This is a genomic window from Streptomyces sp. NPDC047085 (assembly GCF_040643735.1).
GTDB lineage: Bacteria > Actinomycetota > Actinomycetes > Streptomycetales > Streptomycetaceae > Streptomyces.
Window position 1 is genome coordinate 313,197 of sequence record NZ_JBEYUW010000010.1, and the last position, 14,302, is coordinate 327,498.

15 protein-coding genes and 4 pseudogenes are annotated in these 14,302 nt (G+C 67.5%); 13 read left to right on the forward strand and 6 right to left on the reverse strand.

Annotated elements, in window-relative coordinates:
* Nucleotides 1–16: 16 nt before the first annotated feature.
* The 8 genes and pseudogenes from ABZ865_RS30340 to ABZ865_RS30375 form a co-directional block, all read left to right on the forward strand.
* Nucleotides 17–195, forward strand: a pseudogene (locus tag ABZ865_RS30340) (IS630 family transposase); the annotation flags it as partial.
* A gap of 467 nt (nucleotides 196–662) precedes the next feature.
* The gene (locus ABZ865_RS30345; protein WP_361237195.1) at nucleotides 663–1,274 is read left to right on the forward strand and encodes an NAD(P)H-dependent oxidoreductase; all 612 of its coding nucleotides are present in this window, start codon (nucleotides 663–665) and stop codon (nucleotides 1,272–1,274) included.
* 234 nt (nucleotides 1,275–1,508) lie between these two features.
* Nucleotides 1,509–1,757 (forward strand): hypothetical protein, encoded by a 249-nt coding sequence (locus ABZ865_RS30350; RefSeq protein ID WP_361237198.1) that lies wholly within the window; start codon nucleotides 1,509–1,511, stop codon nucleotides 1,755–1,757.
* On the forward strand, nucleotides 1,754–2,140 hold the full coding sequence (locus ABZ865_RS30355; protein ID WP_361237200.1) for a zinc-binding dehydrogenase: 387 nt from the start codon (nucleotides 1,754–1,756) through the stop codon (nucleotides 2,138–2,140). The genes ABZ865_RS30350 and ABZ865_RS30355 overlap by 4 nt, the downstream gene beginning before the upstream one ends.
* 37 nt (nucleotides 2,141–2,177) lie before the next feature.
* Nucleotides 2,178–2,471, forward strand: a complete 294-nt coding sequence (locus tag ABZ865_RS30360; RefSeq protein ID WP_361237203.1) for a zinc-binding dehydrogenase — start codon at nucleotides 2,178–2,180, stop codon at nucleotides 2,469–2,471.
* A gap of 230 nt (nucleotides 2,472–2,701) precedes the next feature.
* On the forward strand, nucleotides 2,702–3,277 hold the full coding sequence (locus tag ABZ865_RS30365; RefSeq protein ID WP_361237206.1) for a TetR/AcrR family transcriptional regulator: 576 nt from the start codon (nucleotides 2,702–2,704) through the stop codon (nucleotides 3,275–3,277).
* 117 nt (nucleotides 3,278–3,394) lie between these two features.
* Nucleotides 3,395–3,832 (forward strand): annotated as a pseudogene (locus ABZ865_RS30370) (SDR family NAD(P)-dependent oxidoreductase); the annotation flags it as partial.
* 79 nt (nucleotides 3,833–3,911) lie between these two features.
* A complete protein-coding gene (locus ABZ865_RS30375; protein WP_361237209.1) occupies nucleotides 3,912–4,088 on the forward strand; it encodes an SDR family oxidoreductase in 177 nt (58 codons plus the stop codon).
* Nucleotides 4,089–4,149: 61 nt separating this feature from the next.
* Here ABZ865_RS30375 and ABZ865_RS30380 read toward each other — a convergent pair whose 3' ends face one another.
* From ABZ865_RS30380 to ABZ865_RS30390, 3 genes and pseudogenes are all read right to left on the reverse strand, one after another.
* A complete protein-coding gene (locus tag ABZ865_RS30380) occupies nucleotides 4,150–4,758 on the reverse strand; it encodes a flavin reductase family protein (protein WP_361237212.1) in 609 nt (202 codons plus the stop codon).
* A 395-nt stretch (nucleotides 4,759–5,153) separates the two neighbouring features.
* Nucleotides 5,154–6,002: an IS5 family transposase gene (locus tag ABZ865_RS30385; protein WP_361237215.1), complete on the reverse strand. Its 849-nt coding sequence runs from the start codon at nucleotides 6,000–6,002 to the stop codon at nucleotides 5,154–5,156.
* Between the two features lie 56 nt (nucleotides 6,003–6,058).
* Nucleotides 6,059–6,477 (reverse strand): annotated as a pseudogene (locus ABZ865_RS30390) (RacP protein).
* A 33-nt stretch (nucleotides 6,478–6,510) separates the two neighbouring features.
* Between ABZ865_RS30390 and ABZ865_RS30395 the strand changes: the two are divergent.
* The gene (locus ABZ865_RS30395) at nucleotides 6,511–6,903 is read left to right on the forward strand and encodes a transposase (RefSeq protein WP_361237218.1); all 393 of its coding nucleotides are present in this window, start codon (nucleotides 6,511–6,513) and stop codon (nucleotides 6,901–6,903) included.
* The gene (locus ABZ865_RS30400) at nucleotides 6,888–7,046 is read left to right on the forward strand and encodes a hypothetical protein (protein WP_361237221.1); all 159 of its coding nucleotides are present in this window, start codon (nucleotides 6,888–6,890) and stop codon (nucleotides 7,044–7,046) included. The genes ABZ865_RS30395 and ABZ865_RS30400 overlap by 16 nt, the downstream gene beginning before the upstream one ends.
* A gap of 2 nt (nucleotides 7,047–7,048) precedes the next feature.
* On the opposite strand, the gene ABZ865_RS30405 is transcribed toward ABZ865_RS30400, so the two are convergent.
* Together ABZ865_RS30405 and ABZ865_RS30410 are read right to left on the reverse strand one after the other, a co-directional pair.
* Complete coding sequence (locus tag ABZ865_RS30405; RefSeq protein ID WP_361237224.1) at nucleotides 7,049–8,281, reverse strand: hypothetical protein; 1,233 nt, start codon at nucleotides 8,279–8,281, stop codon at nucleotides 7,049–7,051.
* 267 nt (nucleotides 8,282–8,548) lie between these two features.
* Nucleotides 8,549–8,932, reverse strand: a complete 384-nt coding sequence (locus tag ABZ865_RS30410; RefSeq protein WP_329536736.1) for a hypothetical protein — start codon at nucleotides 8,930–8,932, stop codon at nucleotides 8,549–8,551.
* A gap of 76 nt (nucleotides 8,933–9,008) precedes the next feature.
* On the opposite strand from ABZ865_RS30410, the pseudogene ABZ865_RS30415 reads away from it, so the two are divergent.
* Nucleotides 9,009–9,749, forward strand: a pseudogene (locus ABZ865_RS30415) (IS982 family transposase); the annotation flags it as partial.
* A gap of 122 nt (nucleotides 9,750–9,871) precedes the next feature.
* On the opposite strand, the gene ABZ865_RS30420 reads toward ABZ865_RS30415, so the two are convergent.
* The gene (locus ABZ865_RS30420) at nucleotides 9,872–10,534 is read right to left on the reverse strand and encodes a hypothetical protein (protein WP_361237321.1); all 663 of its coding nucleotides are present in this window, start codon (nucleotides 10,532–10,534) and stop codon (nucleotides 9,872–9,874) included.
* A gap of 795 nt (nucleotides 10,535–11,329) precedes the next feature.
* Between ABZ865_RS30420 and ABZ865_RS30425 the strand changes: the two genes are divergently transcribed.
* Together ABZ865_RS30425 and ABZ865_RS30430 are read left to right on the forward strand one after the other, a co-directional pair.
* Entirely contained in the window at nucleotides 11,330–12,085 is a 756-nt protein-coding gene (locus ABZ865_RS30425; protein WP_361237315.1) for a class I SAM-dependent methyltransferase, read from the forward strand.
* A 1,014-nt stretch (nucleotides 12,086–13,099) separates the two neighbouring features.
* Nucleotides 13,100–14,284 (forward strand): hypothetical protein, encoded by a 1,185-nt coding sequence (locus ABZ865_RS30430; RefSeq protein WP_361237227.1) that lies wholly within the window; start codon nucleotides 13,100–13,102, stop codon nucleotides 14,282–14,284.
* Nucleotides 14,285–14,302 lie beyond the last annotated feature (18 nt).

Here is a 14,302-nt window from a genome sequence, read left to right on the forward strand (position 1 = left end):
GAACGCGGAGGAATAGATTCCCTTCACCCCGACCAGCGTGTCCTGGCTCAACCTCGTCGAGCAGTGGTTCGCCGAGCGGACCAACCGCAAGCTCCGCCGCTCCGCCCATCGCAGCGTAGCCGCCCTGGAGAAGGACGTCCGTGCCCGGATCAGTGCATGGAACGCGGACCGGAGCCCTTCATGTGGACCACGACGAGATCCTCGACAGCCTCGATCAGGTCGTCGCCTTCTGGCCTGCTGCGGGCTGCACGGCGCACAGCACCTCGGTGCCGCCGGACAGGAGCCCGACGTGGACGGTGTCGTGGCGGCGAGCGACTGTCGTGGCCGGCGGTCGGCGGTGTCCGGGGTGCCCCGCAGGCGCAAGATCCAAGAACTGGACCGAGTCGGCTGTCGTCGGTGAGACCGAGGACGCGCAGGTGAACGGTGGTGCTGAGACGTGACGGACGCAACCAGGGATAGATGGTTTAGCATTCAACTTATCCAGGTACAGTCTGGTCCAGGGGAACGCGAAAGCACCGCACCCCGAAGCCCGGAGGCTTCCGCCGTCACAGACGTCATGTGGCGCGTGTCCGCGGATGCCCAGCGCTTTCTGCATTCGCGTAGTCAGTGCGTCTCCACATCCTCATTGTGGAATGATCAATCCTCAATTTTGGGAAGAAGCTATGTCTCACCTGCTCCACATCGACTCCAGCCCGCGCGGCACCGACTCTCTCACTCGGCAGATCGGCGCTCGTTACGTCGCAGCCTGGCGCCGGCAGAACCCCGGGGGAACCGTGGCCTACAGGGACGTGACCGAGGACGTGCCGGACTTCGTCTCCGCGGACTGGGTCACCGGCGTCTTCGCCCCGGCCGAGCACCACACCCCGCGGACCAAGGCCGCTGTCGACGCCTCGGCCGCCCTCATCACCGAGGTCGAGGACGCGGACGTGCTGGTGCTTGGGGTGCCCATGTACAACTTCAGCGTTCCCGCCACCTTCAAGGCATGGATCGACCAGATCTGCATGGCAGGTCGCACCTTCGCCTACGACGAGAACGGCCCGCGCGGTCTGCTCGCCGGCAAGAAGGCCGTCATCGTCCGCGCGTCCGGCAGCGACTTCACCAACCCTGCGTTCGCCGCCATGGACTTCCACGCTCCCTACCTGCGTGGCGTCCTCGGCTTCATCGGCATCACCGACGTGGAATTCATCTCGGTCAACGGACCGGCTCCCGAACAGGTCGAATCGGGGCTGATCGAGGCCGACCGGGCCATCGCCGCATCCCTCAAGGCCCTCTGAGAGGTCCGGACAAGGAAGCCCACCGCCGCGGCGGCCGACAACGCGCTATCCCCGCAGGGCGCATCCATCGGCCGCGCTGCAGTGAGCAACATGCCTCGCGGCCGGCGCCTCACCGGATGCTCTGCCATGCCCTGAGCGCTCAGGGTATGGCGGGCCGGACGCGTCGCGCTGTGGGATCCTGGGGGCCGTCGCGGTCCCGCTCCACCGGCGCAGGCGCGGGAGGGAGTAGCCGTGGTGAACACCATGCATGCCGTACGGGCCCACCGCCGTGGCGGTCCCGAGCAACTGGTGTATGAGCAGGCTCCCCGGCCCGAACCGGGACCCGGCGAGGTGCTCGTCGCTGTACGGGCCGCGTCCGTCACCGCGGCAGAGCTGGACTGGGACGCGACCTGGACGGACAGCTTCGACGGCACGGGTCGCAGTCGCACGCCCGTCCCTCCCATGAGTTCTCCGGCGTCGTCGCCGCCCTGGGTGGGGGAGTGACCGACTGGGCCGAGGGCGATGAGGTCTACGGGCTGATCCCTTTCACCCACGACGGTGCGGCAGCCGAATATGTCAGCCTGCCCGCAGACATCCTGGCAACCAAGCCGGACACTCTGAGCCACGACCAGGCGGCCGCAGTTCCTCTGGCGGCTCTCACCGCCTGGCAGGCCCTGGTGGACCACGCCCACGTGGAGGCGGGTCAGAGCGTGCTGGTCCACGGTGGCGCCGGCGGAGTGGGCTCCTTTGCCGTGCAGATCGCCGCCGCCCTCGGCGCGCAGGTGACCGCGACCGCCTCCGCGGCCGACCTGGACCTCGTCCGACAGTTGGGCGCCCGCCGGGCCATCGACTACGCGCACGATCGCGTCGAGGACCACGTCACCTGAGGACCACGTCACCAACGTCGACGTCGTCATCGACCTGGTGGGCGGCACAACCCAGTCCCGCTCCTGGACGGTGCTGCGCCCCGGCGGAGTCCTGGTCGGCATCGCGGCACCGCCCGACGGGCAGGAGGCCACCCGCCATGGGGCGCGCGCCGTGTTCTTCATCGTCGAACCTGACCGCACCGGGCTGGAGGCCGTCGCCTGGCTGATCGAGGACGGCAAGGCTCGCTCCCGTTGTGGATCGCATCCTGCCCCTGGCCGAGACCCGCGACGCGTACCGGCTCTTGCCCAGGAGCATCATCGTGGAAAAGTCGTGATCCATGTCGCAGGGTAATCAGAGGCATCGGGGCGTGCTTCTGGGCATGCACGGCGCCCACACATGGCACGCACCCGGCAAGCGATGTCCGCGCCCCCTGCCCCGAACGGCGCATCGAGCCGCTCACAGGCCCGGCACCAGCCACCAACGCTGAGGTCTCATGCTCCGAGCCGGGCAGCGGAGAACCCGGCGGGACCTCGGCCTGGCAATTCTTTCTTAGGCGATCCAGAACTATTACGGTGTTGGCCATGGCAAGGCCCCGGGAGTTCGACATAGACCAGGCCGTCGACCGCGCGATGGACCTGTTCTGGAGCCGCGGCTATGCCGCGACCTCCCTGCAGGACCTCACCGCCGTACTCGGCATCGGCAGCGGCAGCCTTTACGCCGCGTTCGGCTCGAAGGAGCAGCTCTACGCCCGGGCCCTCGAGCGGTACTGCTCACGCAACGCCGGCGCGCTGATCGCAGACCTGGAGTCGGCCACCGACGTCCGCTCCGCGCTGCGGGCAGCACTGACGGCCATGGCCGAGGCGGACCTGTGCGACCCCGAACGGGGCTGCTTCCTGGTCAATGCCGCCACCGAGCGCTCCGCCGATCCGGAAACCGTGGACAAGGTCGCCGCGACACTACGTCTGGTGGAGAGCACCATCGCCGGCGCGCTGGAACGGGCACAGGCGCGCGGGGAACTGCCCGCCGACAAGGACGCCGCGGGGCTGGCCCGGTTCCTGACCACCTTTATCCAGGGACTGCGTGTCATGGGCAAGGCGCGTGCCGACCGGGCGTTCCTCGAGAGTGCTGTCGCCAATGCACTGACCGCTCTGGACTGATCAGCCGGGGCGGCTACGTCCCGCTCGCCGACCGGCCGCCCCACTGGTGGTCACGGGCGCGAGCCGGGGCATCGGCCTGGCCATCGCCTGTGCCTTCGCGCAGGAAGGGCGAATGTCGTGGCCGGGGCCCGCACGCCCGGCACCGGACTTGCAGAACTCGCCGACTCTCACAGTCTGGTACCCGTCGCGGGTGACCTGGCGACCGTCGAAGGCGTCGACCGACTGATCGCGGCCGCTGCGGACCGCTTCGGCGGCATCGACGTCCTGGTGAACAACGTCGGCATCCTCCACCCCCGCCTGAACGGATTCCTGTCGGTCACCGACGAGGACTGACTCACCACGTTCAACGCCAACATCATGAGCGCTGTACGCGCATGCCGTGCAGCCCTGCCTTCGCTGGTGGCCGCCCACGGCGTGATCGTCACGATCAGTTCGGTCAACGCCTTCCTGCCCGACCCCGGCATCATCGACTACACTGCGTCCAAAGCGGCCCTGACCAACTTCTCCAAGGCCCGGTCCAAGGAAGTCGGCCCTCAGGGCGTACGCGTCAACACGGTCGCCCCCGGCCCGGTGTCCACGGACATGTGGGTGGGCAGCGGCGGGCTGGCGGAGCAGGTCGTTGCTGCCAGGGGGCGTGGACCACGACACGGCCGTCGACCAGATCATCGCGGGCGCCGGCGGATTCGACACCGGCCGCTTCACCCGCCCCGAAGAGGTCGCCGACCTCGTCCTGATGCTCGCCAGCGACCGCGCCGGCAACATCACGGGCGCCGACTTCACCATCGACGGCGGCCTGATCAAGACCCTCTGACAGCCACCTGACGCCCATCACACGGGCCAACCTCACCCTGGAGCACTACCGCTGGCGAAGCTCAATCGGCGGCAGGCTCCTCGTAGGGAATGCGACTCAAATGGACAACCTCACCCAGAGTGCCCCATTCATCGCCGCCGAGTTTAGTGAGCGGCCGCAGCAGCTCGCTATTGGGGCGGTCATCGACGAGGTATTCCTCGTGTGCCGCGGCGCGGACCACCCGTCCGAAGACCAGAGTGGAGTTGCCCATGCGAAGGGTGGTGTGTGAACGGCACTCCAGAACCACATGGGAGGAGGCCACTCTGGGCGGCCGTACACATGCGCTGGCTTCGCGCTCGACGCCCGCAGTGTCGAATTCGCTAACGGACCGAGGAAAGTCGATGGCGGTGGCGTTGATCAGCTCCAGCAGAGGTTCGGACGAAAAGTTGACGACAAACTCCCCCGTGTCCTCGACATTGCGCAAGGAGTCCTTGCGGCCGATCGACGTGAACTGCACGATCGGGGGATCGGTGCTGGCGATGCTGAAAAAAGAGTGGGGTGCGAGGTTCTCCGTGCTTCCATCGGCAGTGATCGTCGAGACCCGGGCGATCGGACGTGGAACGACGACCGACGTCAGGAACCTGTAGAAGGCCGTCCTGCTCATCGCCTCAGGGTCGAATTCGACACGCATACGCCCAGTATCGACCCGACGCGCTCTGAACGTTGGCTGCGAGCGCGTGTCGCACCGCGATGACGCGGACACGCGCTTTCCGCGTCGAGCCGGTGCAGGGAGTCGACCACAACGTACAGGTGCGCGCTCCACCGGCCCGATCCAGGCCAATCGGCGATCGCGTACGGCTTCATCGACTCCTCAAGCCTGCATCGCTCAAGACCTCACTCCGGCTCTCGCAACCCCACATAAAGGGGGGGCAGCTGATGTGAGAAATGACCGCCTTGGGGCTAAGTACGGATCGGAGGGGCCAACTACCGATCGCCGTCACACCCTCGCCAACATACGCCTTCCCGGACTGGTCACTGACCGCCTATGCACAAGGGTGCGACAAGCGGAAACGATCGCAAGTGGGTTCAGCCGGCGGCCGGCGCTGGTTTCCTCGGCCAGCTGGGGGTGGCGCCTTTCCGGGCCAGGAGCCTGCTCATGAGAGTGATGGCAGCCCAGGTGATCAGAGTCTCGGAATGTTGCATGAGACGCTCGTAGTCCCGCGCGTGACGGCGGGCGTGCATCATCCACGCAAGGCTGCGTTCGACGACCCAACGTCGGGGCAGCACGACGAAGCCGGAGGCGTCCTTGGGGCGGCTGACGGGCTTGATCGTCAGGTTGAGGTGCTGTTTCGCCCAGTCGACGAGCTTGCCGGCGTAAGCCGAGTCGGCCCACACGATCGTGTTCTCGGGGTGCATCAGGCGGAGGCGGAACAGGATCTCCTTCGCCGCAGCTGAGTCGTTCAGGTCGGCGGGGGTGACTATCACCATGAGGGGCAGTCCGCGCGTGTCCACGACCATGTGGCGCTTGCGTCCGTTGATCTTCTTGCCCGCGTCGTAGCCGCGGGTGGCCTTGGAGACGGTCTCGGCGGCCTTCACGCTCTGGGAGTCGATCACGGTGGCGACCGCCCGGAGGCCTTTGCCCATGCCCCGGCGGATCCGGCCGGCGAGCTGGTCGCGGATCTGCCCGACATCCCCGGCCGCCGCCCAGCGGGCCATGAACCCCCAAACTGTGCGCCAAGGCGGGAAATCCGCAGGAAAAGCCCGCCACTTGCACCCTGTATCCACCACATAACGTATGGCGTCGACGATCTCGCGGCGCGGATGTTTCTCCGGCCTGCCGCCAGTGGACGTCTCGCAGGCCGGGGTGGGCAACAGCGGTTCGATCAGCGCCCATTCGGCGTTCGTGGTGTCCGAGGGGTAGCGGCGAGAGCGCATGGCGGGGGCCTTCGGGCTGTGCGGTGGGGCTGCCCACAGGGCGGTCCCACCGCAGGTCAGGAGCTGTGGATGAGGTCGAGGGTGGACTCGATGGAGTCGAGCTGGGCGACGATGTGCTTGACCCATTTGTCGCCCGGGTGGGCGGCGGCGTGCGGGGCGACCGTGCCGGTGATGAACTGGCGGAACTCGGTCAGCTTCTCCCTGATCACCGCCCGTTCGTATGCCTCCAGCACGTCCCGTTCCGCTCCGAGCTGGTAACCGCCCGCCCGGTTCCAGGTCAGCGGGGGCCATCCCTTCTCCGCGGCCTGGTCCTTCAGCGCGGCGATCCCGGAGCGGACCTGGCTGGGGTCAGATCGCTGGCGCGTACCAGCTGGGGGAATTCAAGGCCGGCGGGTCTGGCCTCGAACAGCACGAACCGGAGAGTGTCCGCGTGACGTCTGGCTGCATCGCCCCGTCGCCGTGAGGGACAGGGCACGCGTGGCTGTGCTTCGCGGACGAGTCGGGGCAAGTGCTGCGACCGCCGAAGGCACGGACCTGGTCCCTGCGTGGTCACACGCCCGTGGTCACGGTCCGCGCCGCCGGCTCGGGGCGTGTCTCCCTGGCCGGTCTGGTCTGCCGCAAGGCCCGTCAGCGGACCCGGCTGATCTTCCGCATGCTGGTGCACCACGGCCGCACGGGCGAGAAAAGGGGCTTTCGGGAGAAGGACTTCGCCGCCTTGCTGGATGCGGCTCATCAGCAGCTCGGCGGGCCGGTGGTGCTGGTGTGGGACAACTACACCCACCACGTCGACGCCGCGATGCGCGAGCTGATCGCGGCCCGCAGCTGGCTGACCGTGTTCCGGTTCCCCTCCCCTCCTACACACCGGACCTCAATCCGGCCGAGGGCGTGTGGGCGCACCTGAAGAACAGCCTGGGCAACCTGGCCCCGTGCGGCATCGACGAGCTTGCCGCGCTGTCCCGCACCCGCCTGAAGCGGATGCAGTACCAGCCCGGCCTGCTCGACGGGTTCATCGCCGAGACCGGACTGGTGTCGGCCCCGCCATAACGTCACCCCGAACCGAAGACCTCAGTAGCGACGTTCCCACGTGGCCGTACTGCAAGCCGAGCGCGATGCGGCCGCCGGGGCGCCGGTAGATGAACCAGGCTACCGTCCGGCGCAGACGGCGCAGGGTGATCGGCCCAATGCGGATCCGGTGGAATTAGCTCGTGGTGGTGGCCGAGCCGGGTGGCCGTCTCGTTCGCCCAGTCGATGAACGCGGCGATGCGCCTGATGAACACGTTCGGCTTCAGCCCCTCCGCGGCGACCTCGACCTGGGAGGGCTCGCGGGTGCGTACGGTCAGGGACCGGGGGAACAGCAGGCGGTCGTCGCGGAGTTCCTCCAGCACCTTCACGGCACGGTCGACGAGTTCGATGACCGTCCAGGGTTCGGGGCGGATTTCGCCGCCGGGAAGGACGTTGCCGTCCTTGTCGGTGACGCCTTTGAAGTGGCGGCCGGTGATGCGGTAACTGACGGCGCCGTCCTTGCGCTCCTGGCGGCTGCGGCAGCCGCGTTCCAGATGGAGGACTTCCTCGGGACGCATCCCCGAGACGTAGCCGATGGTCAGGATCGCGGCCGTCATCAGGTGGCCGGCGAGCCGCTGAGCTTCGGTGAAGTCGATGGCCTTCGCCCACGCCTGGCCGTCGATCCGGCTGGACACCTCTACGGGCAGCGCCGCCCCGTCCGCCACGGCCAGACCGCCCAAGCCCGGCGGCAGCTCCAACAGGCCCGTCTCGACCTGGTGAGTGGTGACGCCCGACTGCCCAGCGAGGAACGAAATATTGATCAACGGGCGATCGTCCGTGCCGCCGGGGCGTTGCGTGAAGTGCCTTCCATGACTTCCGATGTAGGCGGGCAGCGCGCCGCCGCTCGACTTCAGCTGTCCCAGGTGGGCGCGCACGAGCTTGAGCCCGTCCCTGGGCGCGGCGTGCGCGGTGCGGATGTTCGTCTTAAGCCGGCGCCAGGTCCAGTGCGCGTCGATGATGTCCGGCGCGAGGTCGAGGACGACCCCCAGCGCCCAAACCAGGAGCGGCGACATGGTGGCCGGGTGGATGACGACCTCCCGGTTCTCGCCGCGCTGGCGGCGGAAGTCCTCGCCGAGGAAGTCGATGAGGGCCGCGCCCGGGTCTTCCCACGGCGGCATCACCAACCGGTCCTCGGGCAGCAGGTAGGGCGCGTAGGCCCACATCCGGGTCAGGGCGAACAGCCGCCGCTCGTCGTTCACCCCACCGGGCATCGCCATAGCCGTGCAACTCCCCGGCACGCCAGCGTTCCAGCAGCACCAGGTTGTCGCTGATCCGCCGCTCGGCGCGGCCCACGGTGTGCGCAGCGGCGCTGCGCACCCGCTTCATCTCCGCACTCGACAGGCTCGTCTTGGGCCTAGATGATCAATTCCAAGGGGTCAGTGATCGTATGGCGTGAGCAAGCAGAGGTTGGCTTGTCCGGTACGGTCGTTGTGCACCATCACCGACGCAGACGCCGAGGCGGGCCAGGAAAAGTGCCTCCTGCCTCACACTGGAAGCCAATCCGGCCACCACGGTGGCACGTTGTCGGGCGCACAGAAGCTGACCGGATAACCGTCAGGCGCGTGCCAGATCGCCATTAGGGGCCACAGTAGGGCGGCGGCTGCGGCAACGGTCATGAGTAGAGGAAGCAGCAACTGGCGACGGCCGGTGACCTTGCGCATGAGCCCCCACAGCAACGTGGAGGCCATGGCCATAGAGGTCGATGCCATGACGAGGTCCCCGAGATTGGCTGAGGCGTTGATACCGATGTCGCAGTCATGCCAGGCGTTGCTCAGCAGCACGGAGGCCGCATAGCCGGATCCCAGGAAGGTGACCCAACCAACGGCCCAGGCTCCGGCGCTGTACGGCGCCCTCTCGCTGTCGTTCACAGACTTCCTCACCACTGGATGATCAATTTCAAGGGGTGTCGGTGGAAACGAGAACGAGGACGTCCAAGATCGTTGTGTGACGAACAACCTGGACACCCTCGCGACAGCACTCTATGCGACGACCGACGATCTGCTGAAGGAGCGGCCGGACTTGGCGCCGTGGCGGCCAGCTGTGGGGATCGCGCCCCAGATCACGGACGCCGAGCTGGTCACCCTCGCGATGATGCAGGCCATGCTCGGCTTCACCTCCGAGGCCAGGTGGCTTCGGCATGCCCGGGCCCACCTGCGCACCTCTTCCCGTACCTGCCGCAGCAACCCGGCTACAACAAGCGGCTGCGCAAAGCCGCCGAGCTGCTGCTCCGGGTCACCCGGATCCTGGCCACCAGCACCTCGGTGTGGAGCGACAGCGTGTGGATCGTGGACTCCACGCCCGTGGAATGCGGACGCTCACGGGAGACCGTGAAACGCTCCGACCTGGCCGGATGGGCCCAGTACAGCTACTGCGCCAGCCACAGCCGCTTCTTCTGGGGCCTGCGCCTGCACCTGATATGCACTCTCCAGGGTCTGCCCGTCGGCTTCGCTCTGACCGGGGCCAAGGCCGATGAACGCGAGACCCTGCTGGACCTGCTTGCGGTCGAACCGCACTTGGTCGCCGCCCGCCCCAGCCAGACACTGATCGGCGACAAGAACTACTTCGGCCGCGACTTCGAACGCGAACTTACCCAGCAGGGCATCCAGTTGCTATGGCCGACCCGCCAGGGGCGAACGGCAACGGCCCGGCGCATCCCTGTTCAAGCCGTTGCGACAAGCGTTAGAACCCAAGCGTCGGCAGTGGCTCACAATTCAGCCGTCGCCGACACTCGCCGGCAGAAGACGGTTCTTGGTCCGGAACGCTGCGTGGGGACGAGCCATTCCAGGTCGACCATCCGCGGGATTCAGTCATGGTGTGGGCAGACGGCAACGCCTCGGAGAGCCCTTCCGTTCGACGCGTACCAGCTGGTCGCCCCAGTCGACATCGACGCCGCGGACCCCGAGAAGCTCGGAGGCGCGGACGGCGTTGCTGATCCCGAGGGCGAGGATCGCCCGGTCCCGGTTGGAGCGCAGAGCCGCGAACAGCTCGTTCCATCGCTCGTCCGGCATCTGCCGGGGCCGGCGCCGTGGAACCTTGGGGTTGTAGCGCAGCCGCCCCTCGCCGCCGTACGGATCCAGCGGATTGTGATGGGCGTGCGGGCGCCGCCTCACGCTCCGGGCCAGCGGAACCGGGTTGACCAGCGGACCGCTGCCCGACTCGATCCAGAACTCGTAGAAGCTGCGGATCACGGCGTTGCTGTGCCTGATCGTGCGCGGCTTGTAGAGGTCGTCAAGGTACGGCTTCTTCGTGATCGTGTTGGTCGTCCCCGCGATTGCCGCCGACTGTGTACGCGCCGACGTCCGCGGCTTCGTCGCGATGCGCAGCCACAGCACGAAGTCGCGGACCTCCGCCGAGGTTGCGCGGTCCCACTCGACCTGGACCACACGAAGCCATCGCCACCAGCGCAGCGGGTCGAAGGCGTAGCTGCGGACGCTGCCAGGCCGGTTGTCACGAGCGACGAAGTCAACCAAAAACCTCCGGATCGGCTCCACCGCCCTTCCATCTCCATCGAAGACCAGCCAAGGCGCCGCCCCCATACCCTCGGCCACCCGCCCCCAGCGAGGCAGGGTGATCAGCTGGATGTCACGAGATGCTGCGTCCAACTCCGTTGCGCTTCTTCATCGTTCGGATGCGCAACGTCTACCGACTAGGCCATGCAGGGGATGCACTCGCACTCGGCGTGTTGTCCGCTAGTCCGGTCAACGACCGGTGCCGGCCTCCCGTTCTCTCGCCCATTGCGAGCTGTTGCTCCAGCGGACCGCGTAGCCGCGGTTCAAGCGGCTGGTCAACGCGCAGGGGCAGCACTAGGCCCTGGCTCCGAGGGGGGAGCAGGGCTGTCGGTCAGTGCGGGCTCTCGTGTGAGGTGAACACTTCCAGCAGTTCCCGGACGGGCACGTCTGCCTCTGCTGGATGACGGAGGGTGCCGTCCAGGCAGAGGATGTAGCCGTGCGCCGTCCTTCGCGATCGCGGCGCATGTAGCCGGCCTGTTCGAGGTCGGTGACGATGCTCAGCGCCGTGCGTTCGGTGATGCGGCAGACCGCGGCGATGTCGCGGAGCCGGGTGGCAGGGTCGCGTGCGATGGCGACCAGTACGCGGGCGTGGTTGGTGAGGAAGTGCCACTGCCCAGCCTGCTCGCTCACGGCTCCGTCCCTTCAGCTCTGCAAACACCGTCAGAGCCATCCTTGCGAAAACCATTGGTGCCCGGCTTGCTCCGCTGATGGACTGACGTCCTACCGTGAGTCTGCCGCGTGACGGAGGTAGTGGTTGTGACAGGCTATGACGTGCTTGCCGAGGTGTACGAGTGGCTCATCTCGGATGCAAAGTTGCCTCCAGCCGAGTTCGCTGCGTCGTTCGATGACGTCCTCAATCTCCTGCCGTCGAACGCTCACGTCCTCGATTGTTCGTGCGGAACCGGACAGTTGGCGGTTGGCCTCGCCGGTCGTGGCATGCAGGTTGTCGCAACTGACGCCAGCGAGGCGATGGTTCGTCGGACTGGAGAGATGTCTGAGGAGTTCGGAGCATCCGTCCGGGCCGTACGGGCGAACTGGGACGAGTTGCCCGACCATTTCCAGGACAACACGTTCGACGTGGTGTTCTGCGTTGGCAACTCGCTTCACCATGCCGCGGGCGCGACAGGCAGGGGTGCTGCTCTGGAGTCGATGTCACGGCTTCTGCGCCCCGGCGGGCGCTTGGTACTCACATCCCGCACTTGGGAACTCGTGAGGGCCAGAGGTTCCCGGCTGGAGATCAATGACCGACTCGTCCGCCGGAACGGCCGTGATGCCGTCGTGGTCTACCGCTGGGAGATTGCGCCGCATTGGGAGGAGGAGCACCACATCGAAATTGCGATCGCGCAAGTTGATGCGACCGGGTTGGTTCTTGTCCGCTCGGAACTGCTGTCCTGCTGGCCCTACCGGTACGAGGAACTCGAAGTCGAGCTGCACCGGGTCGGACTCCAAACGGAACTGAGCACGTTCGATCTTGAGGCCGAGAACTACATGGTGGTCGCGAGCAAGGTATAGAGAACACCGGACCCTCAGTCCCTGGCCGGACCGCGCGGTTGCTCGGCGGATCACCGCGTCCGTCGTACTCGCCGACGACCCTGGCGGGGACGTCGCCGGTCACCAGTCCCTTTGACGTCCTAGGCATGCCGCGACCGCCTCGCGCATCAGGGGATGCTGGCAGGGAGGCTCCGGAGGGGGCTGCGACAACTCCGCCCCGAAGGGCGGCTCTGCGGCTCGTGCGACGCTCGAAGCCGCAAGCGCGAAACCTGTGCACGCTGCCACCGTGACGGCCAGCGCCTCGTTGCCCGGCGCCCCGAGGGCCCGATCTGCAATCGCTGCTACCGCGCGGACCCCGCCACGTTCGAGGAGTGCGCCGAATGCGGGCAGCTCCGACATCCGGTGGTGCGACGCGAGGACGGCCGAGGGCTGTGCATCAAGTGCTGGAAACGTCCCATCTACACCTGCGTGAGCTGCGGAAAGTCCGCAGCCGCCACCCTCGTTGACGACGGCGGCGCACTCTGCCACCTCTGTTACAACCGCCATCGCCGACCCCGACGGCTCTGCGGTCGGTGCGGACAGCTCAATCGCATCGCTTGCAACGCGCACGATGGGCAGCCGGATCTCTGCGACGGCTGTTACCCAGGGCCCCGACGCAACCTGTTCGATCTGCAGCCGGGTTCGCCCTTGCGCCAGCCGCGACGAACAGGGCCAGCCGATCTGCGCCACCTGCTACCAGCGTCACCGCACCGGCGAGCCGTGCGCCCGCTGCGGCCAGACGAAACCGAGCACCACCCGGTGGCCCATCGGGCCGGTCTGCCACGTCTGCTATACCGCCGTGCTCCGGTCACCGGCCGAGTGTCCTCGCTGCGACACGGTCCAGCCGCTGATCGCCCGGGACGACGCGGCGCCGAGGTCTGCGGACCATGTGTTGGCTTCGCCGCGGACTACAGCTGCAAGCAGTGCGGTCGGGCCGGCAATCCCCACAGCCGCGGCCGATGCGCTCACTGTGTCCTCGCCGAGCGGGTCAACGCCGTGCTGGCCGGGCCCGACGGCACGGTCACCCCACAGTTGGAACCGCTCGTGGCCGCCCTAGCGGACACCCCCTCGCCGTTCCCTGCCATCCAGTGGCTTAAGGAGAGCCCGAATATCAAGCTCCTCGCCCGGCTGGCGTCCGAAGGGCGCGAGCTCAGCCACGAGCTGCTGGACGAGCTCCCGCCCAGCCGGAACCAACGCTGTGTCCGTCAACTTCTCGTCTACACCGGCACCTTGGACGAGCGGAACGAGGACCTTGAACGCATTCCTGGCTGGCTGGAGAATGAACTCGCGGACAAGTCGGCCGCGCACGCCAACCTCGCCCGCCCGTTCCTGAACTGGTTCCTGCTTCGACGAGCACGCCAACGGGCGGCCCACCGCCCCCATCCCGCCTCCGCCGACCGCGATCTCCGGCGTCGAGCCAGCGTCGCCCTGCACTTCCTGGCCTGGTTGGACAAACGCGGCCTGGCCCTCGCCGACCTTGCCCAGGAGCATATCGACGACTGGATCGCCGGGGCCACCAGCCAGCGGCGCTACCTGATCCGCTACTTCCTGAAATGGACCACGAGCCGCCGGCTCACCCGCGAACTGACCGTCCCCTCCATCCGAAGCCAGGAGCCCCAGGACCTGCTCGACGACGACGATCGCTGGCGGCTCCTCCAACGCTGCCTGACCGACGATGCCCGGCCGACGGACGTCCGGGCCGGCGGCGCGATCACCCTGCTGTTCGGCCTGTCCACTGAACGTCTTTGCCACCTGACGCCTGAGCACCTCAAGTTCGGTGATAAGCACGCCCACCTGGTCCTGGGCCGCCACCCCGTCCTGCTGCCTCCACGGCTAGCCGAGCTCCTTCGGCAACTTGCCGAACAGCCCCATCTGCGGCCGCAGCTCTCGCGAGCCCACCCAGGTCCTCAGTGGCTCTTCCCGGGCATGGTCCCGGGCAAGCCGATCTCGACGCACGGCATGACCCAGAAACTCAACCGGCACGGCATCCCGGTTCGCACCGCGCGCAACGGGGCCCTTGCTGCCCTCGCTGCTGATCTCCCCAGCCCGATCCTTGCAGACGTGACCGGGATGCACCGCCACACCGCGCTCCGCTGGGTCGCCTACGCCAGACGCGACTGGGCCGAGTACCTCGCCGCCCGCCCCGAGGACCTCACCGGCCGCAGATCACAGCGATCATGAGATCGGCTTCGTGAGGCT

What these genes read in the sequence shown, in the direction of transcription:
- ABZ865_RS30405 (WP_361237224.1), bottom strand. Translation starts at nt 8,281, where the DNA reads ATGGCGATGCCCGGTGGGGTGAACGACGAGCGGCGGCTGTTCGCCCTG.
- ABZ865_RS30345 (WP_361237195.1), top strand. Translation starts at nt 663, where the DNA reads ATGTCTCACCTGCTCCACATCGACTCCAGCCCGCGCGGCACCGACTCT.
- ABZ865_RS30380 (WP_361237212.1), bottom strand. Translation starts at nt 4,758, where the DNA reads ATGCGTGTCGAATTCGACCCTGAGGCGATGAGCAGGACGGCCTTCTAC.
- ABZ865_RS30365 (WP_361237206.1), top strand. Translation starts at nt 2,702, where the DNA reads ATGGCAAGGCCCCGGGAGTTCGACATAGACCAGGCCGTCGACCGCGCG.
- ABZ865_RS30385 (WP_361237215.1), bottom strand. Translation starts at nt 6,002, where the DNA reads ATGCGCTCTCGCCGCTACCCCTCGGACACCACGAACGCCGAATGGGCG.